This window comes from Staphylococcus sp. CoH_129_LAB_1 (genome assembly GCF_058191515.1).
In genome coordinates, this window is sequence record NZ_JBXWKZ010000011.1 from 1 (window position 1) to 26,671 (window position 26,671).

General features: G+C 31.2%; 22 protein-coding genes. 11 read left to right on the plus strand and 11 right to left on the minus strand.

Features of this window, described 5'->3' with window-relative positions; genetic code table 11:
- Positions 1 to 104 precede the first annotated feature (104 nt).
- The 8 genes from AC2FB1_RS04805 to kapB all read right to left on the minus strand — a co-directional run bounded on the left by AC2FB1_RS04805 (position 105) and on the right by kapB (position 6,377).
- The gene (locus AC2FB1_RS04805) at positions 105 to 461 is read right to left on the minus strand and encodes a Na+/H+ antiporter subunit G1 (protein WP_490674152.1); all 357 of its coding nucleotides are present in this window, start codon (positions 459 to 461) and stop codon (positions 105 to 107) included.
- Complete coding sequence (locus tag AC2FB1_RS04810) at positions 439 to 729, minus strand: Na(+)/H(+) antiporter subunit F1 (RefSeq protein ID WP_490674153.1); 291 nt, start codon at positions 727 to 729, stop codon at positions 439 to 441. The genes AC2FB1_RS04805 and AC2FB1_RS04810 overlap by 23 nt, the downstream gene beginning before the upstream one ends.
- On the minus strand, positions 729 to 1,208 hold the full coding sequence (locus AC2FB1_RS04815; protein ID WP_490674154.1) for a Na+/H+ antiporter subunit E: 480 nt from the start codon (positions 1,206 to 1,208) through the stop codon (positions 729 to 731). Before AC2FB1_RS04815 ends, AC2FB1_RS04810 begins: the two co-directional genes overlap by 1 nt.
- Before the next feature lie 2 nt (positions 1,209 to 1,210).
- A complete protein-coding gene (locus AC2FB1_RS04820) occupies positions 1,211 to 2,707 on the minus strand; it encodes a Na+/H+ antiporter subunit D (RefSeq protein ID WP_490674155.1) in 1,497 nt (498 codons plus the stop codon).
- Positions 2,694 to 3,041 carry a Na+/H+ antiporter Mnh1 subunit C gene (gene mnhC1, locus AC2FB1_RS04825; RefSeq protein WP_490674156.1) on the minus strand — a complete coding sequence of 116 codons (348 nt, stop codon included), beginning with the start codon at positions 3,039 to 3,041 and terminating at the stop codon, positions 2,694 to 2,696. The genes AC2FB1_RS04820 and mnhC1 overlap by 14 nt, the downstream gene beginning before the upstream one ends.
- Positions 3,041 to 3,469, minus strand: coding sequence for a Na(+)/H(+) antiporter subunit B (locus AC2FB1_RS04830; protein ID WP_490674157.1), 429 nt, complete (start codon positions 3,467 to 3,469; stop codon positions 3,041 to 3,043). Before AC2FB1_RS04830 ends, mnhC1 begins: the two co-directional genes overlap by 1 nt.
- A complete protein-coding gene (locus AC2FB1_RS04835) occupies positions 3,462 to 5,864 on the minus strand; it encodes a Na+/H+ antiporter subunit A (RefSeq protein ID WP_490674158.1) in 2,403 nt (800 codons plus the stop codon). Before AC2FB1_RS04835 ends, AC2FB1_RS04830 begins: the two co-directional genes overlap by 8 nt.
- Positions 5,865 to 5,996: 132 nt before the next feature.
- Positions 5,997 to 6,377 carry a sporulation phosphorelay system protein KapB gene (kapB, locus tag AC2FB1_RS04840; RefSeq protein WP_490674159.1) on the minus strand — a complete coding sequence of 127 codons (381 nt, stop codon included), beginning with the start codon at positions 6,375 to 6,377 and terminating at the stop codon, positions 5,997 to 5,999.
- Between the two features lie 68 nt (positions 6,378 to 6,445).
- Here kapB and AC2FB1_RS04845 point away from each other — a divergent pair, with 68 nt between their 5' ends.
- The 5 genes from AC2FB1_RS04845 to AC2FB1_RS04865 all read left to right on the plus strand — a co-directional run bounded on the left by AC2FB1_RS04845 (position 6,446) and on the right by AC2FB1_RS04865 (position 11,766).
- A complete protein-coding gene (locus tag AC2FB1_RS04845; RefSeq protein WP_490674160.1) occupies positions 6,446 to 7,048 on the plus strand; it encodes a peptidylprolyl isomerase in 603 nt (200 codons plus the stop codon).
- A 224-nt stretch (positions 7,049 to 7,272) separates the two neighbouring features.
- The gene (gene ygs / locus AC2FB1_RS04850; protein WP_002455545.1) at positions 7,273 to 7,656 is read left to right on the plus strand and encodes a S1 domain-containing post-transcriptional regulator Ygs; all 384 of its coding nucleotides are present in this window, start codon (positions 7,273 to 7,275) and stop codon (positions 7,654 to 7,656) included.
- Between the two features lie 174 nt (positions 7,657 to 7,830).
- A complete protein-coding gene (locus tag AC2FB1_RS04855) occupies positions 7,831 to 8,958 on the plus strand; it encodes an NADH-dependent flavin oxidoreductase (RefSeq protein WP_490674161.1) in 1,128 nt (375 codons plus the stop codon).
- Positions 8,959 to 9,224: 266 nt separating this feature from the next.
- Positions 9,225 to 10,415: an ornithine--oxo-acid transaminase gene (locus tag AC2FB1_RS04860; protein WP_490674162.1), complete on the plus strand. Its 1,191-nt coding sequence runs from the start codon at positions 9,225 to 9,227 to the stop codon at positions 10,413 to 10,415.
- Positions 10,416 to 10,521: 106 nt separating this feature from the next.
- Positions 10,522 to 11,766, plus strand: a complete 1,245-nt coding sequence (locus tag AC2FB1_RS04865; protein ID WP_490674200.1) for a Glu/Leu/Phe/Val family dehydrogenase — start codon at positions 10,522 to 10,524, stop codon at positions 11,764 to 11,766.
- A gap of 85 nt (positions 11,767 to 11,851) precedes the next feature.
- On the opposite strand, the gene AC2FB1_RS04870 is transcribed toward AC2FB1_RS04865, so the two are convergent.
- From AC2FB1_RS04870 to AC2FB1_RS04880, 3 genes are all read right to left on the minus strand, one after another.
- Positions 11,852 to 12,877 (minus strand): glycerophosphodiester phosphodiesterase, encoded by a 1,026-nt coding sequence (locus AC2FB1_RS04870; protein ID WP_490674163.1) that lies wholly within the window; start codon positions 12,875 to 12,877, stop codon positions 11,852 to 11,854.
- A 187-nt stretch (positions 12,878 to 13,064) separates the two neighbouring features.
- Positions 13,065 to 14,447 (minus strand): argininosuccinate lyase, encoded by a 1,383-nt coding sequence (gene argH, locus AC2FB1_RS04875; protein ID WP_490674164.1) that lies wholly within the window; start codon positions 14,445 to 14,447, stop codon positions 13,065 to 13,067.
- Positions 14,440 to 15,642 (minus strand): argininosuccinate synthase, encoded by a 1,203-nt coding sequence (locus AC2FB1_RS04880; protein WP_490674165.1) that lies wholly within the window; start codon positions 15,640 to 15,642, stop codon positions 14,440 to 14,442. The genes argH and AC2FB1_RS04880 overlap by 8 nt, the downstream gene beginning before the upstream one ends.
- A 327-nt stretch (positions 15,643 to 15,969) precedes the next feature.
- Here AC2FB1_RS04880 and AC2FB1_RS04885 point away from each other — a divergent pair, with 327 nt between their 5' ends.
- The 6 genes from AC2FB1_RS04885 to addA all read left to right on the plus strand — a co-directional run bounded on the left by AC2FB1_RS04885 (position 15,970) and on the right by addA (position 26,594).
- Positions 15,970 to 17,301: a glucose-6-phosphate isomerase gene (locus AC2FB1_RS04885; RefSeq protein ID WP_490674166.1), complete on the plus strand. Its 1,332-nt coding sequence runs from the start codon at positions 15,970 to 15,972 to the stop codon at positions 17,299 to 17,301.
- 273 nt (positions 17,302 to 17,574) lie between these two features.
- Positions 17,575 to 18,150: a TVP38/TMEM64 family protein gene (locus AC2FB1_RS04890; protein WP_490674201.1), complete on the plus strand. Its 576-nt coding sequence runs from the start codon at positions 17,575 to 17,577 to the stop codon at positions 18,148 to 18,150.
- Positions 18,151 to 18,154: 4 nt separating this feature from the next.
- Positions 18,155 to 18,679, plus strand: a complete 525-nt coding sequence (lepB, locus tag AC2FB1_RS04895) for a signal peptidase I (RefSeq protein WP_490674167.1) — start codon at positions 18,155 to 18,157, stop codon at positions 18,677 to 18,679.
- Between the two features lie 14 nt (positions 18,680 to 18,693).
- Positions 18,694 to 19,260 carry a signal peptidase I gene (gene lepB / locus AC2FB1_RS04900; RefSeq protein WP_490674168.1) on the plus strand — a complete coding sequence of 189 codons (567 nt, stop codon included), beginning with the start codon at positions 18,694 to 18,696 and terminating at the stop codon, positions 19,258 to 19,260.
- Positions 19,261 to 19,447: 187 nt separating this feature from the next.
- A complete protein-coding gene (gene addB, locus AC2FB1_RS04905; RefSeq protein ID WP_490674169.1) occupies positions 19,448 to 22,936 on the plus strand; it encodes a helicase-exonuclease AddAB subunit AddB in 3,489 nt (1,162 codons plus the stop codon).
- Positions 22,929 to 26,594 (plus strand): helicase-exonuclease AddAB subunit AddA, encoded by a 3,666-nt coding sequence (addA, locus tag AC2FB1_RS04910; RefSeq protein WP_490674170.1) that lies wholly within the window; start codon positions 22,929 to 22,931, stop codon positions 26,592 to 26,594. Before addB ends, addA begins: the two co-directional genes overlap by 8 nt.
- The last annotated feature ends 77 nt before the right edge of the window (positions 26,595 to 26,671 follow it).

Genomic DNA, 26,671 nt, shown 5'->3' on the forward strand with positions numbered 1-26,671 from the left:
CCCCTGTAAAATACAGAGAATTAGCAGCCTAGAACATAGTGTTTTTATTAAGTTCCCATTTTAAGGGTTCAGTGCCTAACAAAGTACTTCACTTTTTTATCATATTATATTTTTTTATTACCAAACTCATCTTTAAGTTCATCAATTTTCGTATCTTTAGTATAAGGTGTTTTATTATTATATGATGCTTTCATCATTAAATGACTGGAAAGAGGACCAGTAATTAAAATAAAGATGATACCGAATATGAGCTCCATATTAGCATATCCTTTAGTTCCAATAAAATATAAAAACGTTCCAAATAATAGAAATATGGCCCCTAAAGTAGCAGACTTACCTGCAGCATGACCGCGTGAATAGACATCTTTTAAACGAATAATACCGATAGCAGTAATTACGCTTATCAAAGCGCCTAATATAATGAAAAGGATGGATAAACTAATGATGATGTTTGCTATCACGTTCAATCACCTTACCTTTATCTATAAATTTAGAGAAGACTGCTGTACCTAGAAAAGCTAAAATACCTATAAGTAAAATCACTACAAGTAAATATTTAGATCCAACAAATACACTATATAAAGCAACGCAGGCCATAAGTTGTAAACCAATGGCATCTAGTGCCAGAACACGATCAGGTAAAGTGGGACCTTTAATAATACGAATAAACATTGCCAGCATCGATAATACTACGATAATTAAAGCAATAATAATAATTGTTTTTACCATTATGCTTCGCCCACCTCTCTAACTACTTTTTCAAGTGACGATTTAATACTTTCAACTTCTTCTTCTTTCGTACTAAAATCAATGGAATGAATGTATAGTTTAGTTCTATCATCACTGATGCCTAATACGACAGTTCCTGGTGTTAAAGTAATTAAGTTAGACAATAAAACAATCTGCCAATCGTGTTTTAAATCTGTGTGATAAATAAAGAAGCCGGGTTGATTTTTAAGTTTTGGTTGTAACAAAAGTTTAGAAACATCGATATTGGCTTTCACTAATTCTATAAAAAAGACAACTATCAATTTAATAATTTTATATACTCTTTTTAAATAAAAGCTACCAGGCAACACTTTTTTAAATAAGTATACAAGCCCAACTCCCAATATAAATCCTAGTAAGAAATTATTAAATGTGTAACTACCACTTAAGAACATCCATATAATAGCTAATATAATGTTTAACACAAATTGAAGGGCCATCATTATCTACCTCCTAATACACTTTTAATATAAACATTAGGATCATAGAACGATTTAGCTGCTTCTGATATGAATGGATAAAGTATATCAGCAGATAAACCGAATAATACTGTTATGGCAACGGCAATTACTGAAACAATCGTTGCTTGTTTTACATTAACTTTGTTATTCATTTCATATCCTTTTGGTTCTCCAAAGAAACCATGAAGGAAAATACGAATGACAGAATAAAGCACAACCAAACTTGAGAGCAATACAATAATTGCGCTTATATAAAAGCCATTTTCAAAAGCAGATTTAACAATAAAATATTTTCCATAAAAACCACTAAATGGAGGAATACCAGCCAAGCTTAGTGCTGCAATAAAGAAAGACCAACCGAGTATAGGATATGTCTTAATTAGTCCTCCAAATGATTTAAGGTCGGATGTTTTAGTGATTTGATATATCACCCCAATAATTAAGAATAGGGCAGTCTTAACTAACATATCATGAATAGTATAATAAATAGCTCCCATAATGCCTATTTTATTCATCATTGCAACACCAATGAGTATGACACCTACTGCAATCATAATATTATATAAAATAATTTTTTTGATATCGTAATAAGCAATGGCACCAATTGATCCAAATATAATCGTTAATAGTGCCAAGAATAAAATGGTATAGTGAGAAAAACTCATTGTGTTATGGAAGAAAAGACTAAGTGTTCTTAAAATAGCATAGACGCCAACTTTAGTTAATAAAGCACCAAAGAATGCAATGATGGCAAAAGGTGGCGCATAGTATGATCCAGGTAACCAAACATATAATGGAAAGACACCAGCTTTAGTTGCAAACACAAAGATGAACAAAATAAATACAATACTTAATAATCCTTGATGAGAATGAGATAATTCATTAAGTTTTACGCTAATGTCAGCCATATTTAAAGTGCCGACTATCGAATATAAGATACCAACAGCAATAACGAAAAATGTCGAAGTTACAACATTAATAAGTAAATATTTCACTGTTTCTTGAAGTTGAATACGTGTACCTCCTAATACAAGCAAAGCATAGGAAGACATTAAAAAGACTTCAAAGAATACGAAAAGGTTAAAAATATCTCCAGTAGTAAAAGCACCAATAATACCTACTAGCATAAAGATGATTGAAAAATGAAAATAATAACGCTCTCTATCGATTCCAGCAGTTGTAAAGGAATAGATCGTAATGAGAAGAGTAATGATAATACTCGTTACAATCAACATTGCCCCAAATGTATCAAGTAAAAAGATAATACCATATGGTGCAGGCCAAGAACCTAATTCTACTTTAAGGGGTCCAAGTTTATTAACATTGATTAAATTAATCATCGCTACAATTAAAGTTAAAACTAAGCCTATTAATGTAACCGCACGCTTTAATTGATAGCGTTGCCCTAAAAAGATAAGAATAATAGCGGTAATAATTGGTATAACTAATGAAAGAACGACCATATTAGTTGCTATCATCACTAGGCACTCCTTTCATTTGTTCTATGTTGTCTGTGCCTAATTCTTTATACGTTCTAAAAGCTAAGACTAAGAAAAAAGCAGTAGTAGCAAATGCAATAACAATTGCTGTAAGTATTAATGCATGGGGGATTGGATCTACATAGTGATTAATATTTTTTTCATATATTGGCATTTCACCATGCTTCAATCCACCCATAGTGATTAAAAATAAATTTGATGCATGTGTAATCAGCGTAGTTCCCATAATAATACGGATTAAACTTTTAGATAAAACGAGATAGACACTGATGGATGTAAGTATGCCACATACAATAATCATGATAATTTCCACTATTCGTTCTCTCCAATCGTTATAATAATTGTCATTACTGTACCAATTACTGCACACATAACCCCAAAGTCAAAGAACATTGGCGTATTCATATGAACAGGGTGTAGTAATGGTAAGGGAAGATTAAATTCTGTATGTGTAAAAAAACTTTTTCCATAAAACCAACTTGCCATTGGAGTACTTACGCAGAACAATAAACCAATCCCAATTAAGATTTTGAAATCCCACGGGAAGATTTTACGCATTGTCTTGATATCGAATGCAATCATAATAATAGTTAAAGCAGTGGATAGAAGTAATCCACCAACAAATCCTCCGCCGGGTGTGTAATGTCCTGCTAAAAACAAAGAAATGCCGAACAAAGCAATTAAGAAAGCAATAATTACAGCTGAATATTGGAATATTAAATTGTTGTTTTGCCTATTCATCGCTTTCCACCTCACTTGTTTTATTATGTTTGTTTCGTAATTTAATCATTGTATAAACAGCAAGACCTGCAATACCTAATACAGAGGATTCAAATAAAGTATCCATCCCACGGAAGTCTACAAGAATTACATTAACCATATTTTTACCATGTGCTAAGTCATAAACATGTGCTTTGTAATACTCTCCAATAGAAGAAAAATGTCTATTACCATAAGCGATAAGACCTAAAATGGTCACTACTAAACCAACACCAATAGAGATGATAGCATTCGTCAATTTAAATGTTGTTTTTTCATTATAACGATTTAAGTTAGGTAAATGATAGAAACATAATAGAAATAGACCAGTTGAGATAGACTCAACGACAAATTGTGTTAAAGCTAAATCAGGTGCCTTAAAGAAGACAAATAAGACTGATACGGCATAGCCAACAACACTAAGCATAATAATGCTAAATAAACGTGATGTCGCAATAACAACTAAAAATGCTGAGATAGTCAGTATTATGATAATAATCATTTCATATATATGAATCGTATTTATATTTTTAAAATTAAAGCTAAACGGTACACTCATTAATGTAATGAATGTCAGCACAATTAATGACCCAAAAATAATGACTAAACTATCACGTACATATCCATTAACATAATAATTAGTTAGAGAAGCGGAATGATTTGGTAACCATTTGCCAGTGGTGTCGTACCAATAATTTAATTTTAATTTGTTTGGTTGTGCTTTTAATAAACGAATCCAATAAGTAAAAGTGAATAATAAGATAATACCTACAATCCAAATCGTTAAAGTAGAGATGAACGCAGGAGTAATACCATGGAACATATGGAATTCTGCATGTACTGTTGATATTCCACTTATAGACCTAGTAGCGGGTTCAATTATAGAATGTGTTAATAGTCCAGGAAATAGTCCGAAAACAATGACTAAAATTGCTAGAACTGCTGGTGAAATTAACATTAACAATGATGCTTCATGTGCTTTCTTAGGTAATGATTCAGAATGATGTTTACCAAAGAATACATGTAGTACGAATTTGATTGAATAAACAAAAGTAAATATGCTACCTACAATTGCTAAAATTGGGAAAATAATTCCTAGGGTATTTAAACTAAATAAAGGCGCATGAGTAGCATCTATCATAGCTTCTAAGAATTTTTCTTTCGATAAGAAACCATTAAATGGTGGCACACCTGCCATACTTAATGCTGTAATTACAGTAAGAGTAAAAGAAATTGGCATAATAGTAAGTAATCCACCTAATTTTTTTACATTACGTGTGCCTGTGACATGATCAATGGCACCTGTAATCATAAATAATGCACCTTTAAAGGTAGCATGGTTAACTAAATGGAAAGCAGCGGCTGTAAAACCAGCAATATATAACTGACTTTCATTACCTTCAAAATGATAACTTATAGCTCCAATACCTAGCATAGACATAATCATTCCCAATTGTGAAACTGTAGAAAAAGCTAGAATGCCTTTTAAATCTTGCTGTTTCGTAGCATTTAATGAAGCCCAAAATAGTGTGATTAAGCCTACTAAAGTAATGGTCCATATCCATCCTTCTGATACCGCAAACAATGGAGTTAAACGTGCAACAAGATATAATCCTGCTTTAACCATTGTGGCTGAATGTAAATATGCACTGACAGGCGTTGGTGCCTCCATTGCATCAGGTAACCATATGTAAAATGGCACTTGTGCAGATTTTGTGAAAGCTGCTAACATAATTAAAACCATTGCAAGTATAAAGAAAGGACTGTCTTGTATTTGAGATACGTGATGGATTAAATAATGTAAGCTTAATGATTGTCCTGCAAGTGAAATTAAAATTAACCCACCAAGTAAACTAAGTCCTCCAAATACAGTAATGATTAGTGACTTTTGTGCTCCATATATAGAAGCTTTCTTTTCTCTCCAAAAAGAAATAAGTAAAAAACTTGAGAATGAAGTTAATTCCCAGAATAGATATAAAATAACGATATTATCTGAGAGTACGACGCCTAACATTGCACCCATAAACAGTAATAAATAACAATAAAAGTTCCCTAATCGTTCAGATTTATCTAAATAGCCGATTGAATAAAGAACAACTAAGCTTCCAATGCCGGTTATAAGCAGACTAAAGAGTATACTTAAGCCATCAAGATAAATATCAAAATTCATGCCAATATGGGGCATCCAATTTAATGTTTTTATTACTGTATTACCTGATTGAGTAGTTGAAATATAAGATAAAAAGTAAATAAATAAGACAACAGGAATAGGTAATACAAACCATCCTAAATGTATCTTTTTAAAGAAACGATAAAGGATTGGAATAATGAGTGCGAATATTAACGGTAAAAGTACCGCAATATGAATCAAACTCACTATATTTTCCTCCTTTAAAAATAGTTATGAATTTCATTATACATGAATCAATTTATTCTGAAAAACTGTGAAAAGACGTAAAATCAGTAATTTTACTTATCCTGTTAAATAGGAAGAAAGACGTAAAATCGACTAGAAAAAATTTTGTTTATATTGAATAGAATAGTCTTTTTTTAGTTTATTTAAATTGTGTAATGCCATTGTTGCATATTCTGTTTGCTGTTCTTTTAAATCGTTTTCCATTTTAGTAATTGCTTGTTGTAAAGAATCTTCATATTTCATTTCTTCTACATTAAAGTCTCTCAATTGAGAACGTGTTGCATAACGTTTTTCATAATGACTTAAGGCGCGTCTTTCATGAAAAAAAACACCTTCAGTTTCACCAAGATGATGTAAATCGCCTTGTTTAGGGTGCTTAATGACTTGTTCAACTTGTACTAGAACTTGATGATCATCAGCTTCTTTAATAGTCACACCATAAGTACCTGTTTTATGAGAGAATCGATATAACATGCTATATTACTTCCTTTCAAATATGTTAATATGTATCTATATCATCATAACATGAATGGAGAATTTAAATGACTAACTATCCACAGTTAAATAAAGAAATACAAGATAATGAAATTAAAGTAATCATGCATACAAATAAAGGAGACTTGACATTTAAACTGTTTCCTGAGATTGCTCCAAAAACAGTTGAAAATTTTGTGACACATGCAAAAAATGGATATTATGACGGCATTACATTCCATCGTGTCATTAATGATTTTATGATTCAAGGTGGAGATCCTACTGCTACTGGTATGGGTGGAGAAAGTATTTATGGTGGCTCATTTGAGGATGAGTTTTCATTAGAAGCCTTTAATTTATATGGTGCACTTTCAATGGCAAATGCTGGTCCAAATACAAATGGTTCACAATTCTTTGTCGTTCAAATGAAAGAAGTACCAGATACAATGCTTAATCAGCTTGTTGATGGCGGCTGGCCTGAACCAATTGCTAAAGCCTATGCAGAAAAAGGTGGTACACCTTGGTTAGATCAAAAACATACTGTGTTTGGTCAATTAATCGACGGTGAAACTACATTAGAAGATATTGCAAATACTAAAGTAGGGGCACAAGATAAGCCTGTACATGATATTGTTATTGAATCTATTGATGTAGAAGACAAAAAAGCTTAATTCATCAATGAAATATCATTAAAAAAATAGATGAGCGTAAACTGTTTTAATTAAGATATTTACGTTCATCTTTTTTTATTAAAAATGAACTTTTTAATGTAAATTTATGAAGAAGAAATATAATTTCTAAAGAAATTAATTTTTTATTAGTTTATGGTTAGTCCAAGTATGGGATTTATGCTATTATTAATATGTTAAGAAAAACGAAATAAGGGGTTATCAAGTTGAATACTCATTATAAAGAAGGTCAGCATATTAAAGTGCGTGTGACTGGAATTCAACCGTATGGCGCTTTTGTTGAGACCCCTGACCATACTGAAGGACTTATCCATATTTCAGAGATTATGGATGATTACGTCCATAATCTAAAAAAATTTCTATCAGAAGGTCAAATTGTAAAAGCTAAAATTCTTTCTATAGACGATGAAGGAAAGCTTAATTTGTCACTTAAAGATAATGATTACTTTAAGAATTATGAACGAAAAAAAGAAAAACAGTCTGTATTAGATGAAATTAAAGAGACAGAAAAGTATGGGTTTCAAACGCTTGAAGAACGCCTACCGGTCTGGATTAAGCAGTCTAAACGTGCAATTCGTAATAATAATTGAATGACTGTCAACACGCTAAAACGTTACTTTTTTAAGTAACGTTTTTTATTATGTCAATATATTGCTAAATATAAAAAGACGATTAATGCATATAAGCATAAAAGTAGAGACATAAAAATGTTCATGTTATAGTTTGAAAATAATAAAACTAAAAGATTTAGAAAGGAATTACTTATGAATAATAAATATAAAAAGTTATTTGAAACTGTTACACTACCAAATGGTGTATCATTAAGAAATCGCTTTGTACTTGCACCTTTAACACATACATCTTCAAATGATGATGGTACCATTTCAGATGTCGAAATTTCTTACATTGAAAAACGTGCAAAAGATGTAGGTCTTGCAATTAATGCTGCAAGTAATGTAAATGATATTGGTAAGGCCTTCCCAGGCCAACCATCTGTAGCACATGATTCAGATATCGAAGGTTTAAAACGCTTAGCGACAGCGATGAAGAAAAATGGCGCAAAAGCATTAGTCCAAATTCATCATGGTGGTGCACAAGCTTTACCTGAATTGACTCCTAATGGAGATGTTGTGGCACCGAGCCCCGTTTCAATGAAAAGTTTTGGTCAACAACAGGAACATCATGCAAGAGAAATCACCACTGAAGAAATCGAACAAACAATTAAAGATTTCGGTGAAGCTACACGTCGCGCCATTGAAGCTGGATTTGACGGCGTAGAAATACATGGAGCGAATCATTACTTAATTCATCAATTCTTCTCTCCATATTATAATCGTCGTGAAGATGAATGGGGAGACCATTTAAAATTCCCACTTGCAGTGATTGATGAAGTATTAAAAGTTAAAGAAACTTTTGCAAATAAAGATTTTATTGTAGGTTATAGATTATCACCAGAAGAAGCAGAATCACCTGGTATTTCAATGGAACACACAGAAAAATTAATTAAAACAATTACAAAAAAAGCGATTGATTATGTTCATATTTCAATTATGGATATTCATTCAAAAACACGTGAGGGTAAATATGAAGGAGAAGAACGTCTAAAACTTATCCATCAATGGGTAGATGGACGTATGCCAGTCATTGGTATAGGTTCTGTATTTACTGCTGATGATGCTTTAGATGCAGTAGAATCGACAGGCATTGAACTCGTAGCATTAGGTCGTGGAATTCTTCTAGATTATAACTTTGTCAATAAAATTGAAGAGGGTAAAGAAGAGGAAATTATCTCGTACTTTGATCCAAATCGTGAAGATAAACATGCGTTACCACCAAATTTATGGGAACAATTTAATAAAGGATTTTATCCGTTACCTCGTAAAGATAAATAATAAATAAAATATGAAATAGTATGGTAGTGAGACAGAATTTATAGTGAATTTTGTCCACTACCTTTTTTATTAAGAAAAAAAGGTTATATTAAAATTTTAGATAATATAAATAATTTACTTGTAAAATGATAAGGGGATATGTCATTATGTTTGTAAGGGCTTTCATAAATAGGGTTAAAGAGATTTTAATGTTTTAAAATAGAATTTCGAAAGCCAGTAAATATAGTGATTAGTTTTAATATAACAATAAGCAAAGGGGAGATATTATGACTAAATCTGAACAAATTATCGAACTAACAAATCATTACGGCGCTCATAACTATGTGCCGTTACCAATTGTTGTTTCAGAAGCAGAGGGAATTTATGTTACTGATCCAGAAGGTAATAAATATATAGATATGTTATCAGCATATTCAGCTGTTAACCAAGGTCATCGTCATCCAAAAATTATTCAAGCATTAAAAGAACAAGCTGATAAAGTGACACTTGTCTCTCGCGCTTTTCATAGTGATAACTTAGGGGAATGGTACGAAAAAATTTGTAAATTATCTGGTAAAGATAAAGCACTTCCAATGAATACAGGTGCTGAAGCAGTTGAAACAGCATTAAAAGCAGCACGTCGTTGGGCCTATGATGTTAAAGGTATTGAACCAAATAAAGCTGAGATTATTGCATTTAATGGGAATTTTCATGGTCGTACAATGGCCCCTGTCTCTTTATCATCTGAAACTGAGTATCAACGTGGATATGGTCCTTTATTAGATGGTTTTCGTAAAGTAGATTTTGGTAATGAAACACAATTAAAAGAAGCAATTAATAAGAATACAGCAGCCATTTTAGTTGAACCTATTCAAGGAGAAGCGGGTATTAATATTCCTCCAGCAGGTTATTTAAAAACGATTAGAGATTTATGTGATGAACATAATATTTTATTTATCGCTGATGAGATTCAAGCTGGATTAGGACGTTCTGGAAAATTATTCGCATGTGATTGGGATAATGTTAAACCAGATGTATATATTTTAGGAAAAGCACTTGGTGGAGGCGTATTACCCATTTCAGTTGTATTAGCAGATAATGAGGTACTTGATGTATTTACGCCTGGTTCTCATGGTTCTACTTTTGGGGGTAATCCGCTTGCTTGTGCAGTGTCAATTGCGGCTTTAGATGTTATTATCGATGAAGATTTACCAGGACGTTCAAATGAGTTAGGTGAATATTTTAAATTAGAATTACAAAAGATTAATCATCCCGCAATTAAAGAAGTTCGTGGACGCGGTTTATTTATTGGTATGGAATTACACGAAAGCGCAAGACCATTTTGCGAAGCACTGAAGGAAAAAGGTTTATTATGTAAAGAAACACATGACACGGTGATTCGTTTTGCGCCACCTTTAGTCATTACTAAAGAAGAATTAGATGAAGCGTTAAATCGAATTAAAAGTGTATTTGAGTAAATATATATGATGTAATATGACATAATTTAATTTCTTTAAAAAGTATAGACATGTTACAATACTTATGAAAGCGAAAACATTTGCGAAAAAAGAGGCGAAAGTGATTATGACTGAGAATAATAATTTAGTGACTTCTACACAAAGCATCATTAAAGAAGCATTGCATAAATTGGGATTTGATGATGGTATGTATGATTTAATTAAAGAACCATTAAGATTCTTGCAAGTACGTATTCCAGTGCGTATGGACGATGGTACAGTTAAAACATTTACTGGCTACCGTGCACAGCATAACGACGCAGTAGGTCCTACTAAAGGTGGCGTTCGTTTCCATCCTGATGTAGATGAAGAAGAAGTCAAAGCTTTATCAATGTGGATGACTTTAAAATGTGGTATTGTCAACCTACCTTATGGTGGAGGTAAAGGTGGTATTGTATGTGACCCACGTCAAATGAGTATTCATGAAGTAGAACGTTTATCACGTGGATATGTACGTGCGATTTCTCAATTTGTAGGACCAACTAAAGATATTCCTGCTCCAGATGTGTTTACAAACTCTCAAATTATGGCTTGGATGATGGATGAATATAGTGCTTTAGATAAGTTTAATTCTCCAGGTTTTATTACTGGTAAACCAATAGTCTTAGGTGGATCACAAGGACGTGATCGTTCGACTGCACTTGGTGTAGTGATTGCTATTGAACAAGCTGCTAAGCGTAGAGGAAAAGAAATTAAAGGATCAAGTGTTGTTATTCAAGGGTTTGGAAACGCTGGAAGTTTCTTAGCTAAATTTTTAAATGATATGGGTGCTAAAGTCGTTGGTATTTCAGATGCTTATGGTGCATTACATGATCCTAATGGTTTAGATATTGATTACTTACTAGATCGTCGTGATAGTTTCGGTACTGTAACTAACTTATTTGAAGATACAATTTCGAATAAAGAATTATTTGAAATTGATTGTGATATTTTAGTTCCGGCAGCAATTTCAAATCAAATTACAGAAGATAATGCACACGATATTAAAGCTGATATTGTTGTAGAAGCTGCAAATGGACCAACTACACCAGAAGCAACACGTATCCTAACTGAACGTGGCATTTTACTTGTACCAGATGTATTAGCAAGTGCTGGTGGCGTGACAGTATCTTATTTTGAATGGGTACAAAATAATCAAGGTTATTACTGGTCTGAAGAAGAAGTAAATGAAAAATTACGTGAAAAACTAATCGATGCGTTTGATACTATTTATGAATTAGCACAAAATAGAAAAATCGATATGAGATTGGCTGCTTATATCATAGGAATCAAACGTACCGCTGAAGCAGCACGCTATCGAGGATGGGCTTAAATATAACTATTAATCATGAAGCTCCTAATGGTAAGGATGACATACTTACCATTAGGAGCTTTTTAGAATGATTTAAGTAATGTAATTATTGATTAAGAATGGTAGATTTATATTTATCAGCAAAGTTTGTGAATATACCGTCAACGCCATATTGATTTAAACGTTGCATATCTGCAGTTTCATTCACTGTATAAGGATGAATTAAGAAACCTAAATCTTTTAAATGTTTAGTATTTTCAGCATTTAAATCAGTATACTCTGGTCCCACACCAATGGCATATGAGCTGATACGTTGTAAATCCGCTTCACTTTGCTGTTGCAATTCATTTTTATCTAGCAAACGAATCAATGGCACTCTTGAATCTAATTGGTGCATTTTTAGTAAGCTTTCTTCTGAGAATGATTGAATTAACACATGGCCGTTATTTAAAGAATTACCAGTTAACATATGATGTTTTTTTAATGTTTTAAGTAATTGTTCTTCCATTCCTGGGTATACATCAGGAGTTTTAGTTTCAATATAATAGTTTGCGCTTATACCATATCGAGATAAAACCTCATCTAGAGTAGGTACTTTAGCATCTTTGTATTCTGGTTTCGCATATTCAGGGTGAGTTTTGTTAAACCATGATCCAGCATCTAGCTGTTTAAGTTGTGCTAATGTATAATCTTCTACACGACCAGTACCGTTTGTTGTACGATCAACAGTTTCATCATGCATTGCGACAAGGTGTCCGTCTTTAGTTCGCTGTAAATCTAATTCAATATATGAAGCACCTAATTCATTATGACTTTTATCATACGCATAAAAAGTATGCTCGGGTGCATAACCACTTGCACCACGATGAGCGATAGTAGTATAACGTTCGTCAGTGAGATTAGTCATCCAATTAGAATGATTTGGATGACGATGTTTACTAATTGCTGCTGAAGTATACTTATTTTGTGACTGATTATATTGTTGGTGTGCTGAAGTAGAATGAGAAGATTGATTATTTTTATTATTATCATTAGTACTTGCTTCTACTGGATTATGTAATATCGCTAAACTAATACTTGCTAATGTCAAATTAGAAACTATTGTTTTTTTAGAAACTTTCAAAACGTTCATCCTTTCAATTTGAAATTACATTTAAACTTTAGCAGACGAAAAATCACGTGAGAATAAACTTTTCAAAAGATTAAAAAAACTATTAATTTATTAACAATATTTATAGAAAAAATTAAAATAATTAAATTAAATTTAACTAACAAAGCGCATTTAATGCTCTAAGCATTAAATGCGCTTTGTTTTATAATTAATGTTTGTTTAAAATATTTTCTGCAACATCTAATTGATGACGTACAGCATCTTGGCCTGTAGAACCATAACTTTTTCTTCTATTTAAGCAATTTTCTGGTTTTAAATAGTCGTATACATCGTCTTCGATCTTATCATTTAATTCTTTATAGCGTTCAAAAGGCACATCCAATAAATAGATACCTTGTTGAATACATTCAAAGACAATTTTTCCAACAATCTCATGTGCTGTTCTAAACGGTACATTTTTGGCTACTAAATAATCTGCAAGTTCTGTTGCATTAGAAAAATCTTGATGGACGGTTTGATTTAAACGGTCTTCATTCACAGTTAAAGTGTTAAGCATACCTTCAAAAATACGTAATGAACCTTTAATAGTACGAATTGAATCAAATAAACCTTCTTTATCCTCTTGTAAGTCTTTATTATATGCAAGAGGTAAGCCTTTCAATGTTACAAGCATACTCATTAAATGTCCTGTCGTACGTCCAACTTTACCACGAATGAGTTCAGCCATATCTGGATTTTTCTTTTGAGGCATAATAGATGAACCAGTAGAAAACGCATCAGATAAAGTAATAAATTTCGCTTCATCTGTAGACCAAAAAATAATTTCTTCGGCAAAACGTGATAGATGAATCATAGTTAGTGATATATTATGCAATGTTTCAATAATGTAATCACGATCACTCACTGCATCAAGACTATTTTCATAAATATATTCAAAATCAAGTAATTCTTGAGTTTCATGTCTATCAATAGGATGTGTAGTGCCACTTAATGCTGCGGCACCAAGAGGCGATATGTCAATACGCTTTAAACTATCTGCAAAACGTGTATAGTCTCTTTCTAACATCCAAAAATATGTCATGATATGATGAGCAAAAGAAATAGGTTGAGCACGTTGCAAGTGCGTATAACCTGGCATAATTGTGTCTATATGAGATTTTGCTAGAGTTAAAATAGAATCTAGGAATGAACGAATTAGAGCTTGAATCTCAATGACTTGTTTCTTTACATAAAGATGTAAATCTGTTGCTACTTGATCGTTTCTGCTACGACCTGTATGCAACTTACCACCTGGATCTCCAATACGTTGTATTAGTTCATGTTCGATATTTAAATGTATATCTTCTAAAGAATGTTTAAATTCAATATTGTGATTATGAAAATCTGCTTGAATATCTTTCAAGCCTTTTACAATCGCATTTTTTTCTTCTTCAGAAATGATATTTTGGTGCGCAAGCATTGTTGCATGTGCAATACTACCTTGAATGTCTTCATCTAAAAGCGTTTGGTCAAAGTCAATAGAAGCATTAAACTCATCTACCCACTCTTCAGGTTGTTGTTGGAAACGACCGCCCCATGCTTTATTACTCATTACTATAACCTCCGTGTAAATAAGCATTTACTTGAGTTGGTAGTCCATAAATATCGATAAAGCCGACTGCAGCTGATTGATCAAAAGCATCTTCTTTAGTATAAGTAGCTAACTTTTCATCATAAAGTGTATAAGGTGATTTTCTACCATTAACAATAGCATTACCTTTAAATAATTTAACTCTGACATCTCCTTCAACATATTGTTGAGTACTATCGATGAATTGTTTTAGGCTATCTGTTAAAGGTGAGAACCATAAACCATTATATGTTTGTTCAGCAAATTGTTTTTCAATGACTGGTTTAAAATGTGCCACATCTTTAGTTAATGTCAATGTTTCTAAAGCTTTATGAGCTTTTAATATAACCTCAGCACCAGGTGTTTCATATACTTCACGTGATTTTATACCTACTAAACGATTTTCTACGTGATCGATACGTCCGATGCCATGTTTACCAGCTAAATCATTTAATGTCAAAATCAACTGATCTAAATCATAGTCTTTATGGTTCAGTTGAACAGGAATACCATTTTTAAATGTTAAAACGATTTCATCTGGTGTATTCGGTGTATCTTCTAATTCAGCGGTTAAATCAAAAGCATCTTCCGGTGGAGCAGCATATGGATCTTCTAAAATACCACATTCATTTGCACGTCCCCATAAATTTTGGTCAATTGAATAAGGTGAATCATGATTAATACTTACAGGAATGCCATGTTTGACTGCATAGTCAATTTCTTCTTCACGACTCCAACCCCATTCTCTAACAGGAGCAAATGTTTTCAAATTAGGATTCAGCGCTTTAATCGCTACTTCAAAACGTACTTGGTCATTACCTTTACCAGTACAACCATGTGCGATACCGATTGACTTTGTTTGTTCGGCAATTTCTACTAATTTTTTCGCTATTAATGGTCTAGAAAGTGCTGATACTAAAGGATAACTGTTTTCATACATTAAATTTCCTTTTATCGCATAACTTACGTAATCTTCACTAAATTCTTTAGTTGCATCAATAATATGACATTCGACGGCACCCATATCTAACGCTTTAGAGTAAACGACATCTAAATCTTTACCTTCGCCAACATCTAAGCATACTGCAACTACATCATATCCTTTATCTATAAGCCATTTAACGGCTACACTAGTATCTAATCCACCTGAATAAGCTAAAACAATTTTATCTTTCATATTGTCACCTCAATTTTTTTCTGAAAATTAATATAATTCTATATTAACAGATTTAATATGAAAATAAAACCATTTTTTTACATATTTATACAAAATCAAGATGTTTAGAATATAATTAATCATCTATTGCTGTTTCTGTATTTATTGAATATTATTAGAAATAAATAGTGTATTGATTTTGCAATTGTTTATTCATTACAAGATAAAGTTATTTAATTATTCGATAAAAAAAACAGACTATTTTTTGAATAATTGAACTTGTTCATTGAATAGATAACTTAAAGTTAGTAAAATGAAACTAATTCATAAGCATTGGAGGATTTAGAAATGACTCATATTCAATTAGATTATGACAAAACATTAGAATTTTTTGGTCAACATGAACTTGATCAACAAAAAGATATTGTAAAAACAATTCATAAAACGATTCATGAAGGTACAGGTGCTGGAAATGATTTCTTAGGGTGGGTAAATTTACCTGAAGATTACGATAAAGAAGAGTTTTCAAGAATTCAAAAAGCAGCAAAACATATTCAATCTAATTCAGATGTATTGGTAGTTATCGGAATTGGCGGTTCATATTTAGGTGCACGTGCTGCAATTGAAATGCTTACTTCGTCTTTCCGTAACAGTACAGAATATCCAGAAATTGTATTTGTAGGAAATCACTTATCTTCAAGTTATACACAAGAACTAGTGAATTATTTATCTGATAAAGATTTTTCAGTAAATGTTATTTCTAAATCAGGAACAACTACTGAGCCTGCTGTAGCATTTAGATTATTTAAACAATTAGTTGAAGAAAAATATGGTAAAGAAGAAGCAAAACAACGTATTTTTGCTACAACTGATAAAGCAAAAGGTGCATTGAAACAATTAGCAGATAATGAAAATTATGAAACGTTTGTTGTACCTGATGATGTAGGCGGTCGATATTCAGTATTAACTGCAGTAGGATTATTACCAATTGCGACTGCAGGTATTGATATTGAAGCAATAATGAATGGGGCAAATAAAGCGCGTAAAGAACTTTCATCTGAAAATTTAGAAGAGAATATTGCATATCAATATGCAACAATTCGAAACGTTCTTTATAGTAAAGGGTATACAACTGAAATGTTAATTAACTATGAACCGTCAATGCAATACTTTAATGAATGGTGGAAACAGTTATACGGTGAATCTGAAGGTAAAGATTTCAAAGGTGTTTATCCTTCAAGTGCAAACTATACTACTGATTTACATTCATTAGGTCAATATGTTCAAGAAGGACGTCGTTTCTTATTTGAAACAGTTGTAAAAGTAAATCAACCTAAACATGACATTACAATCGAAAAAGATGATGATGATTTAGATGGTTTAAATTATTTAGCTGGAAAAACAATCGATGAAGTTAATACAAAAGCATTTGAAGGTACATTATTAGCTCATACTGATGGTGGTGTGCCTAATATCGTTGTGAATATCCCACGTTTAGATGAAGAAACTTTCGGTTACGTCGTTTACTTCTTTGAATTAGCTTGTGCAATGAGTGGCTATCAATTAGGTGTTAATCCATTTAACCAACCTGGCGTAGAAGCTTATAAACAAAATATGTTCGCTTTACTTGGTAAACCAGGTTATGAAGATAAGAAAAAAGAATTAGAAAAACGTTTATAATCATATCATATGAAGTCTATATTATGATTTGATTTAGCCTGTCAAGAGCAGTGAATGCTCTAATGACGGGCTTTTGTTTTATTTTAAATACACTATAGAGAATAATTATGAATATATATTTGTGCGAATGTATAGAATGTTAGTCATCATAGAATTTACTTTACCTACTTGCTACTGATTTATAAATGATTTAATAGATTTTTAATATAAACAGTGTAAAATAAAATTTATACTAAATAGAGAGTTATGAAATTTGAGAAAGGATTTGATGATATTATGTTTCATCAAATTGAACACTTATTTAATATATTGCAACAATTAGGATATTTTGCAGGTTTTATTATTCTCTATTTAAGAGCAATTGTACCTGTGTTTCCTTTAACACTTTATGTTGTATTAAATGTCCATGTTTATGGACTGATAACTGGAATAATCATCAGTTGGTTAGGTGTTGTCACTGGAACCTTCACAGTATTTTATTTTTTTAGAAAATTTGTTGATGCATCGTTTATGCAAAGAGTTAAAGCAAAAAAAGGTGTTAAAAAACTTACTCATTTTATTGATAAACAAGGACTTGTACCTATTTTTATACTCATGTGTTTTCCGTTCACACCTAATACCATAGTGAACTTTGTAGCTAGTTTTTCTTATATTAAAATGAAAAATTACTTTATTATTTTATTATTATCAAAACTTATCTCAATCTCTTTTTTAGCTGTGATGGGTAGAGAGGTTACTACATTTCTGACACATCCAATAAGAGCAATTATTTTAATTGTCGTTACTATAGCAATATGGTTTATTGGAAAAAGAGTTGAAAAACATTTTATGGGAACACATGAGGAGTGAGAATTTGCGTAAAATTATAAATACCAGTATATCCATTATTTTAGCAATTGCTTTTGTGATTTTTATTCAAACCTTTTTACTAAGAAGTGCTATTGTTCATACTAATGAAATGGCACCCACTTTAAATAAAAATGATTATGTAATGATTAATAAATTGAAAGTAACATTTAATCTGTTAAATCAAGGCGATATTATTATGTATCGTCACCATAATCAGATTCATTTTAGTCGTATCATTGGAAAAGCGGGCGAATCAATAGAAGTAAAGCATGGTAAATTATATAAAGATGATAGACAAATGAATAAATATTATGCTAAAAATAGAGATATTAATGATTTTGCTTTGAGAGATTTAGAAAATACTGATGGTGATATCATTCCTACTGATTCATTTCTAGTATTGAATGATAATAGTAATACGTTAACTGATTCGCGAAGATATGGATTAATAAAAAAAAGTGACGTTATAGGAGATGTAAGTCTAAGATATTATCCTTTTAAATCATTCAACTATCAGTTTAATCAATAGATGAGGTGTTATATTTGAAAAAAGAAATAACAGAATGGATTATTGCAATAGCTGTAGGTTTATTACTAGTATGGCTTGTAGTCACTTTTGTTGCGAAATCTTATACGATAAAAGGCGATTCAATGGATCCAACATTAAAAGATGGTCAACACGTAATAGTCAATATACTAGGCTATAAAGTAGGAGATATAAAAAAAGGAAATGTTATTGTTTTCCATGCTAATAAATCTGATGACTATGTTAAAAGAGTAATAGGAACACCAGGAGATAGTGTGACATATAAAAAAGATCAGCTATATGTTAATGGAAAAAAAATAAATGAACCATATTTAGACTATAATGAAAAACATAAACAGGGTGAGTACATTACAGGGTCTTTTGAAACTAAAGATCTTCTTAATGCTAATCCTAACTCTGACGTTATTCCTAAAAATAAATACTTAGTGTTAGGAGATAACCGTGAAGTCAGCAAAGATAGTAGAGCATTTGGATTAATAGATAAACAACAAATCGTTGGTAAAGTATCATTTAGATTTTGGCCATTAAATAATTTTAAATTTAATTTTAATCCAGATAAGTAGTATATAAATTTAAAAATGAAAGTAGAATGTCAATTTGATGTGCATCTCAAAAGTTGGATTTAAATCTAATTTTATAAGGGTTACATCAATTTAAGTGAATTTGCATTCTACTTTTATTTTTTTATCTACTTCACTTTTTAGGAACGTATGTTCCGTGATAAAATGAATTAGAAGGAGCGTGTAGATAATGGAATTAAATACATATCTTGGAAGAGCCGGTACTGGTAAATCGTATCATATGATTAAAAATATTAAACAACAAATGAAAGAAAATCCTCTTGGAGATCCTATTATTTTAATTGCACCTACTCAAAGTACATTTCAATTAGAGCAATCTTTCGTAAATGATCGAGAGTTAAACGGGAGTTTAAGAACGGAAGTTTTACACTTTGAACGCTTAAGCTATAGAATATTCCAAGAACTCGGTGGATTAACCGAAACACGTTTAACTAAAGCAGCTATTGAAATGATGATATTCAATATTGTGCAACAACATAAATCAGAAATGAAATTATATCAATCTCAAGCAAATTATTATGGTTTTAGTGAGAAATTAAGTGAACAAATCCAAGATTTTAAGAAATATTCTGTAACACCACATCAACTTGATTCATTTTTAGAAGATAATGAATTACAAACAAGAACACGCCATAAACTAGAAGATATTTCGCTTATTTATCATTATTTTGAAGAACGATTAAGTGGAGAATTTATTACCGCTGAAGATAGTCTTAATTATTTTATTGAAATAATGCACAAATCCGAATGGATTAAACATGCTGATATTTATATAGATGGATTTTATAACTTTTCAACACTTGAATATCAAATTATTAAAGCATTAGTACAAAACGCTAAACAAGTCACTATATTATTAACTACAGATGGTAATGAAGATCACTTTAGTATGTTTAGAAAACCTTCTGACGTCCTTATTCATTTAAAAGAAATTGCAAATGAATTACATATACCTTTAAATGAACACTACTTTACAACACCACATCGATTCAAAAATAAGGATTTATTACAATTAGAACAACAATTTGACGCGCTCCAAGTTAATCCAACTCAATCTCAAGGTGATATTGATTTACTAGAGTCATCGAATATGCGCGAAGAAGTTAATGAAATAGCACGACGTATTATTAAAGATACACGTGATAAGCACTTTAGATATCAAGATATTGCAATTTTATATAGAGATGAAGCCTATGCCTATTTATTTGAATCTATTTTGCCACAGTACGACATTCCTTATAATATTGATACTAAAAAATCAATGACACATCATCCAATCATGGAAATGATACGTTCTTTATTAGAAGTCATCCAAACTAATATGGGACTTAGTCCAATGATGAGATTATTTAAAACTAATATTCTGTCTAATCAATTTAAAAATAGTAGTTACTTAATTGATTTGTTAGAAAACTTTGTCATTGAACGAGGCATTTATGGTAAAAGATGGCTAGATGATAAATTATTTAATATCGATAATTTTACAAAGATGGGGCGCAAAGAGCACCAATTAACTGAAGAAGAAAGAGAAGCATTTGAAGATGTCGTACGCTTGAAGAATGATATTGTAAATAAAATACTTCGTTTTGAGCAAGCCATGCATCACTCTAAAAGTGTTAGAGATTATGCGACTGCTTTTTATGAAACAATGGAAGCTTTTGATTTACCTAAATATTTAATGGCACATCGTGATGAACTAGATTTAAAAGGGGAGCATGAAAAGGCAGAAGAAATTGATCAATTATGGAATGGTTTGATACAAATACTAGATGATTTAGTTACAGTATTTGAAGAAGAAGAAATGAATTTAAATCGATTTTTAGAAGTCTTTGACATTGGACTTGAACAACTCGAATTTGTAATGATTCCTCAAACGTTGGATCAAGTCAGTATAGGGACAATGGATTTAGCAAAAGTTGATAATAAAAAACACGTTTATATGGTTGGGATGAATGACGGAGTGATGCCACAGTCTATTTCATCTTCAAGCTTAATCACTGATGAAGAAAAGCGCTTGTTAGAGGAACAGGGAAGTGTTGAACTAAGTCCAACTTCTGATATCTTACAAATGGACGAAGCATTTGTATGCTACATTGCTATGACACGTGCATGTGAACAAATGACTTTTTCATATAGTCTTATGGGGATGCAAGGGGATGAAAAAGAGAAAAGTCCATTTTTAGATCAGATTCAAGGACTGTTCAGTAATTTAGATATTAAAAATATTCATTATCTTCATCATGCTTATCCTCTTACATTAATGGAACATTCACATCAAACTAAAATTCATTTATTTGAAGCGTTGAAATCATGGTTGGAAGAAGAAACAGTAGCAGATACATGGCTTGATGCTTACAAAGTGATAAGTGAAAATAAAGAATTAAATGATAGTATGGACTACTTATTAACAGCATTAACGTATGATAATGAAACTATTCAACTCACGCCACAATTATCAGAAGCGTTATATGGAACTTCTATTAATGCTAGTGTTTCACGATTTGAAGGTTATAATGACTGCCCATTCCAGCATTATGCTACCTATGGGCTTCGTTTAAATGAACGTACCAAATATCAACTTGAAAGTTTTGATTTAGGTAATATTTTTCATAATGCTTTGAAATATATTTCAGATAAAGTAAACGGAGAATTTAGTCAACTAGATAATCAGAAAATCCATGCACTTACTGAAGAAGCACTACAACATGTCTTACCACATGTGCAATTTAATTTAATGGATTCCAATGCATATTATCGTTATGTATCTAAACGTATAGGTGTCATTGTTGAAAGTACATTAAAGGCACTTCGTTATCAAAATGAAAATACAAAATTTAGACCACAACGTTTTGAAACGGCATTTAGAAAGAAACCAAGAACTGAAGAAGAATTGATTGCGCATCCTTTAATGACTGCACAAGGTATACCAATTAATATTCGTGGACAAATTGATCGTATTGATGCTTATACAAAAAATAATAAAAGTTTTGTAAATATTATTGATTATAAGTCATCTAATTTTAGTGCTAATTTAAACTTAAAAAAAGTTTATTATGGTAAACAGATGCAAATGATGACGTATATGGATATCGTATTACAAAATTCAGAACGACTAGGCTTAAGTTCAAATGTTAAACCAGGTGGATTGTTATACTTCCACGTTCATGATGAACGTTTGAAGTTTGAAAAATGGGGCGACTTAACTGAAGAGGCATTAAATAAGAAAAATATTAATCAAGCTATTCTAAAAGAGTATAAGTTAAGAGGACTAATTAATAGTGATGCTGAAGTCATAGATGCTATGGATATAAGACTTAACGACATATCTAAGTCAGATATTGTACCTGTGACATTAAAAAAAGATGGCGGTATAAGTGCACGGGGGAGCCAAGTTGCTGATGAAACAACGATTCATAAATTTATTCAACACAATAAAAATAATTTTATTGAGACTGCTTCAAATATTATGGATGGACATACTGAAGTATCCCCACTTAAATTTGAAGATAAATTACCATGTGAATTTTGTAGCTTTCAGTCAGTATGTCATGTAGACAGCCTTATTGATAGTAAACATTATCGTCATGTAGATGAATCGATTAATCCAATTCAAGCCATTCAAGAGGTCGAATTAGAAAGCGGTGAGGACAATGAATAATATTCCAATAAAACCTAAGGACGTACAATGGACAGATGCACAATGGAACAGTATATATGCCAAAGGGCAAGATATACTAGTTGCAGCAGCAGCTGGCTCAGGAAAAACAGCTGTTTTAGTTGAACGTATTATTCAAAAAATCTTGAGAGATGAAGTAGATGTAGATAAATTGCTTGTAGTGACATTTACGAACTTAAGTGCTAGAGAGATGAAGCATCGTGTAGAACAACGTATTCAACAAGCTTCATTAGAGAATCCTAATAATGAACATTTAAAAAGTCAACGTATAAAAATACACCAGGCTCAAATTTCTACACTCCATAGTTTTTGTTTAAAAGTGATTCAGCAACATTATGATGTTATCCAATTAGACCCTAATTTTAGAACAATTAGTGAAGTAGAAAATATACTTTTATTAGAGCAATCTATTGATGAAGTACTGGAGCATCATTATGAGGATCCTGATATTGAGTTTATGACTTTGGTAGAACAACTTTCAAATGATAGAAATGATGATGGATTTAGAGAATTGTTAAAGCGACTTTATCATTTTAGTATAGCTAATCCTTCACCATTTAAATGGTTGGATTCATTAGTCGATGTATATGAAAATGATGAGAAGCAACAAGACTATCTTAAAGAATTAACAGAATTGGCAGAAATATATATGAAAGCAGCATTTGATGCACTTATTGAAGCAGAAAATCTTTTATCTCACTGTAATGCTATCGAAAAGCATTTAGAAGTTGTCCAAAGAGAGAAAATAATATGTCAAAGAATATTAGAAGATGGTGTTTTAAATAGAGACACACTTCTTAATCATAAACCTGAAAAATTCCCACAAATGTCATCAAAAATAAAAAAAGAAAATGAAGATTTAGAGACACTTGAAGATATTAAATCTTTCTATAAAGAATATAATGAAACAATTCAAGATGTAAAAAATAAATATTTAATGCGTTCAGTAGAGCAACTTAAAGAAGATATGAATCAGTTAGCGCCCCGGATAAAATACTTAGTTCAAATTGTTAAAGACATTATTAATGATTTTGCAAAGAAAAAGCGTAGTAGAAATGTCCTCGATTTTGCAGATTATGAACATTTTGCTTTACAAATATTAACAGATGAAAAAGGACATCCTTCTACTATTGCTAAAGATTATCGTCATCAATTTGAAGAAATACTCATTGATGAATATCAAGATACAAACCAGGTCCAAGAGGCAATAATATCTACTATCAAACGCGGTGATGAATTAGATGGAAACTTATTTATGGTTGGAGATGTAAAACAATCTATTTATAAGTTCAGACAAGCGGATCCTACATTATTTATGAGTAAATATCATCGATTCACTAAAGAAGGACAACAAACAGGTCTTCGAATTGACTTATCTAATAACTTCCGTTCAAGAAAGGAAGTACTTTCAACGACTAATTATCTTTTTAATCATATGATGGATGAAGCGGTTGGAGAAATTGACTATGGTGCTGATGCACGTTTATATTTTGGAGCTAATTATTATCCAGAAAAAACAATGCCAATCGAATTACATGCGCTTATTAAATCTGAGAATGAGGAAACGGATTTAGATAGACAAGAACAAGAAGCGTATTATGTGGTTGAACAAGTAAAATATATCCTTGAAAATAAACTAGTATATGATGCGAAAAACAATGCTTATCGTAAAGCAACTTATAAAGATATTGTTATTTTAGAGCGTGGAATGAGTAATGCTAGACGTTTGCAAAAAGTATTTAAAGATAATAATATTCCTTTTCATGTTAATAGTAAGGAAGGCTATTTTGAGCAAACAGAAGTTCGACTAGTATTATCATTCCTTAGAACTATCGACAACCCATTGCAAGATATTTATCTAGTTGGGTTAATGCGTTCTGTCATTTATCAATTTACTGAAGATGAACTTGCTGAAATTCGAGTAGTCAGTTCAAATGATGATTACTTTTATCAATCTATTTTACACTATATAAAATATGACCAAGCTAATATACGATTAGTAGATAAATTACGACGCTTTATTGAAGATATACATTTATATCAAGAGTATGGTCAAACACATCCTGTGTATCAGTTAATAGATAAGTTTTATAACGATCATTATGTCATCCAATATTTTAGTGGACTTATTGGTGGTAAAGGTCGACGTGCTAACCTTTTTGGATTATTTAATAAAGCAATAGAATTTGAAAATTCTACATTTAGAGGACTTTATCAATTTATAAGATTTATCGATGAATTGATAGAGCGTAAAAAAGATTTTGGTGAAGAAAATGTAATAGGACCTAATGATAATGTAGTTCGAATGATGACGATTCATAGTAGTAAAGGTTTAGAGTTCCCATATGTTATTTATTCTGGACTTTCTAAAAATTTTAATAAAGATGATATTCGTAAACCGTTAGTACTAAATCAAAAATATGGTTTAGGAATGGAGTACTATGATGTAGCAGAAAACATTTCCTACCCATCACTTTCATCTGTGGTTATTAAATCGTTAACAGAAAAAGAATTGATTTCTGAAGAAATGCGTTTAATGTACGTGGCGTTAACCCGTGCAAAAGAACAACTCATTCTAATCGGAACCGTAGATAAAGAAGAAAAATTAAAAAATTATGAACGTTTACCTATTTCAAATCAGCATATTGCACTTCATAAAAGATTATCAGCAGAACGACCATTTAAATTAATATATAGCATTTTAGCGAAACATTTATCTCATTCTATTACATCTGATTATCAATTTGAAACGTCTATCAATCAATTAGATGACAGTTTAAAACCTTATGTAGATTTAAGCGTGGTTTATTTTGATGAATTGTCTTTAATAAGTGATTCTAATGAAACATTACATCGAACTATCAATGATATTGAAAAAGAGGCTCCAAATAATAAAGAAAGCGAACAACAAATGATTCATCAATTAACGTTTAAGTATCCATTTATAAAAGATACTCAAAAGCCTTCAAAACAATCTGTATCTGAATTAAAACGGCAATTAGAAACTAAAGAAGATGGAACAAGTTATGATAGAGTAAGACAATATCGTATTGGTGCTTATACTTATGAACGTCCTAAATTTTTGAGACAAGAACGAAAACGTAAAGCTAATGAAATTGGTACATTAATGCATACCGTTATGCAACATCTTCCATTTAGAGAGCAAAGATTAACTGAAACAGAGTTAGATGACTATATTCTCATGTTGATCGATAAACACATTATTGAAAAAGAAGCTAAAAAAGATATCCAATTTGACAGAATTATGGAATTTATTCGTAGTGACTTATATATGAAAATTGCACAAGCTGATGAAGTATACAGAGAGTTACCATTTGTAGTTAACCAAGCACGTGTAGATGAAATGCCAGATTTAGACGAAGATGTCTCCATTATCCAAGGTATGGTTGATTTGATTTTTATTAAAGATAATCAATATTATTTTGTAGATTACAAAACAGATGCTTTTAATCGAAGAAAAGGACTAACTGATCAAGAAATTGGGATTCAGTTACGTGATAAATATAAAATTCAAATGAAATATTATAAAAATACTTTAGAAACAATACTAAATAAAAGAGTAAATGGCTATTTATATTTCTTCCAATTCGGTGCGATGGGCATTGAAGATACATTATAATATCAATATTATTTTGTTTTAGAAAAAGTGAGCCAAATTTCTAAAATTTCAGACATATATATTTGTTATTTATTAAT

Excerpts from the sequence above, each read along its gene's own strand:
- AC2FB1_RS04810 (WP_490674153.1), bottom strand. The coding sequence starts at position 729 with ATGGTAAAAACAATTATTATTATTGCTTTAATTATCGTAGTATTATCG.
- AC2FB1_RS04815 (WP_490674154.1), bottom strand. The coding sequence starts at position 1,208 with ATGGCCCTTCAATTTGTGTTAAACATTATATTAGCTATTATATGGATG.
- AC2FB1_RS04820 (WP_490674155.1), bottom strand. The coding sequence starts at position 2,707 with ATGATAGCAACTAATATGGTCGTTCTTTCATTAGTTATACCAATTATT.
- AC2FB1_RS04830 (WP_490674157.1), bottom strand. The coding sequence starts at position 3,469 with ATGAATAGGCAAAACAACAATTTAATATTCCAATATTCAGCTGTAATT.
- kapB (WP_490674159.1), bottom strand. The coding sequence starts at position 6,377 with ATGTTATATCGATTCTCTCATAAAACAGGTACTTATGGTGTGACTATT.
- AC2FB1_RS04845 (WP_490674160.1), top strand. The coding sequence starts at position 6,446 with ATGACTAACTATCCACAGTTAAATAAAGAAATACAAGATAATGAAATT.
- AC2FB1_RS04855 (WP_490674161.1), top strand. The coding sequence starts at position 7,831 with ATGAATAATAAATATAAAAAGTTATTTGAAACTGTTACACTACCAAAT.
- AC2FB1_RS04860 (WP_490674162.1), top strand. The coding sequence starts at position 9,225 with ATGACTAAATCTGAACAAATTATCGAACTAACAAATCATTACGGCGCT.
- AC2FB1_RS04865 (WP_490674200.1), top strand. The coding sequence starts at position 10,522 with ATGACTGAGAATAATAATTTAGTGACTTCTACACAAAGCATCATTAAA.
- AC2FB1_RS04870 (WP_490674163.1), bottom strand. The coding sequence starts at position 12,877 with ATGAACGTTTTGAAAGTTTCTAAAAAAACAATAGTTTCTAATTTGACA.
- argH (WP_490674164.1), bottom strand. The coding sequence starts at position 14,447 with ATGAGTAATAAAGCATGGGGCGGTCGTTTCCAACAACAACCTGAAGAG.
- AC2FB1_RS04880 (WP_490674165.1), bottom strand. The coding sequence starts at position 15,642 with ATGAAAGATAAAATTGTTTTAGCTTATTCAGGTGGATTAGATACTAGT.
- AC2FB1_RS04885 (WP_490674166.1), top strand. The coding sequence starts at position 15,970 with ATGACTCATATTCAATTAGATTATGACAAAACATTAGAATTTTTTGGT.
- addB (WP_490674169.1), top strand. The coding sequence starts at position 19,448 with ATGGAATTAAATACATATCTTGGAAGAGCCGGTACTGGTAAATCGTAT.
- addA (WP_490674170.1), top strand. The coding sequence starts at position 22,929 with ATGAATAATATTCCAATAAAACCTAAGGACGTACAATGGACAGATGCA.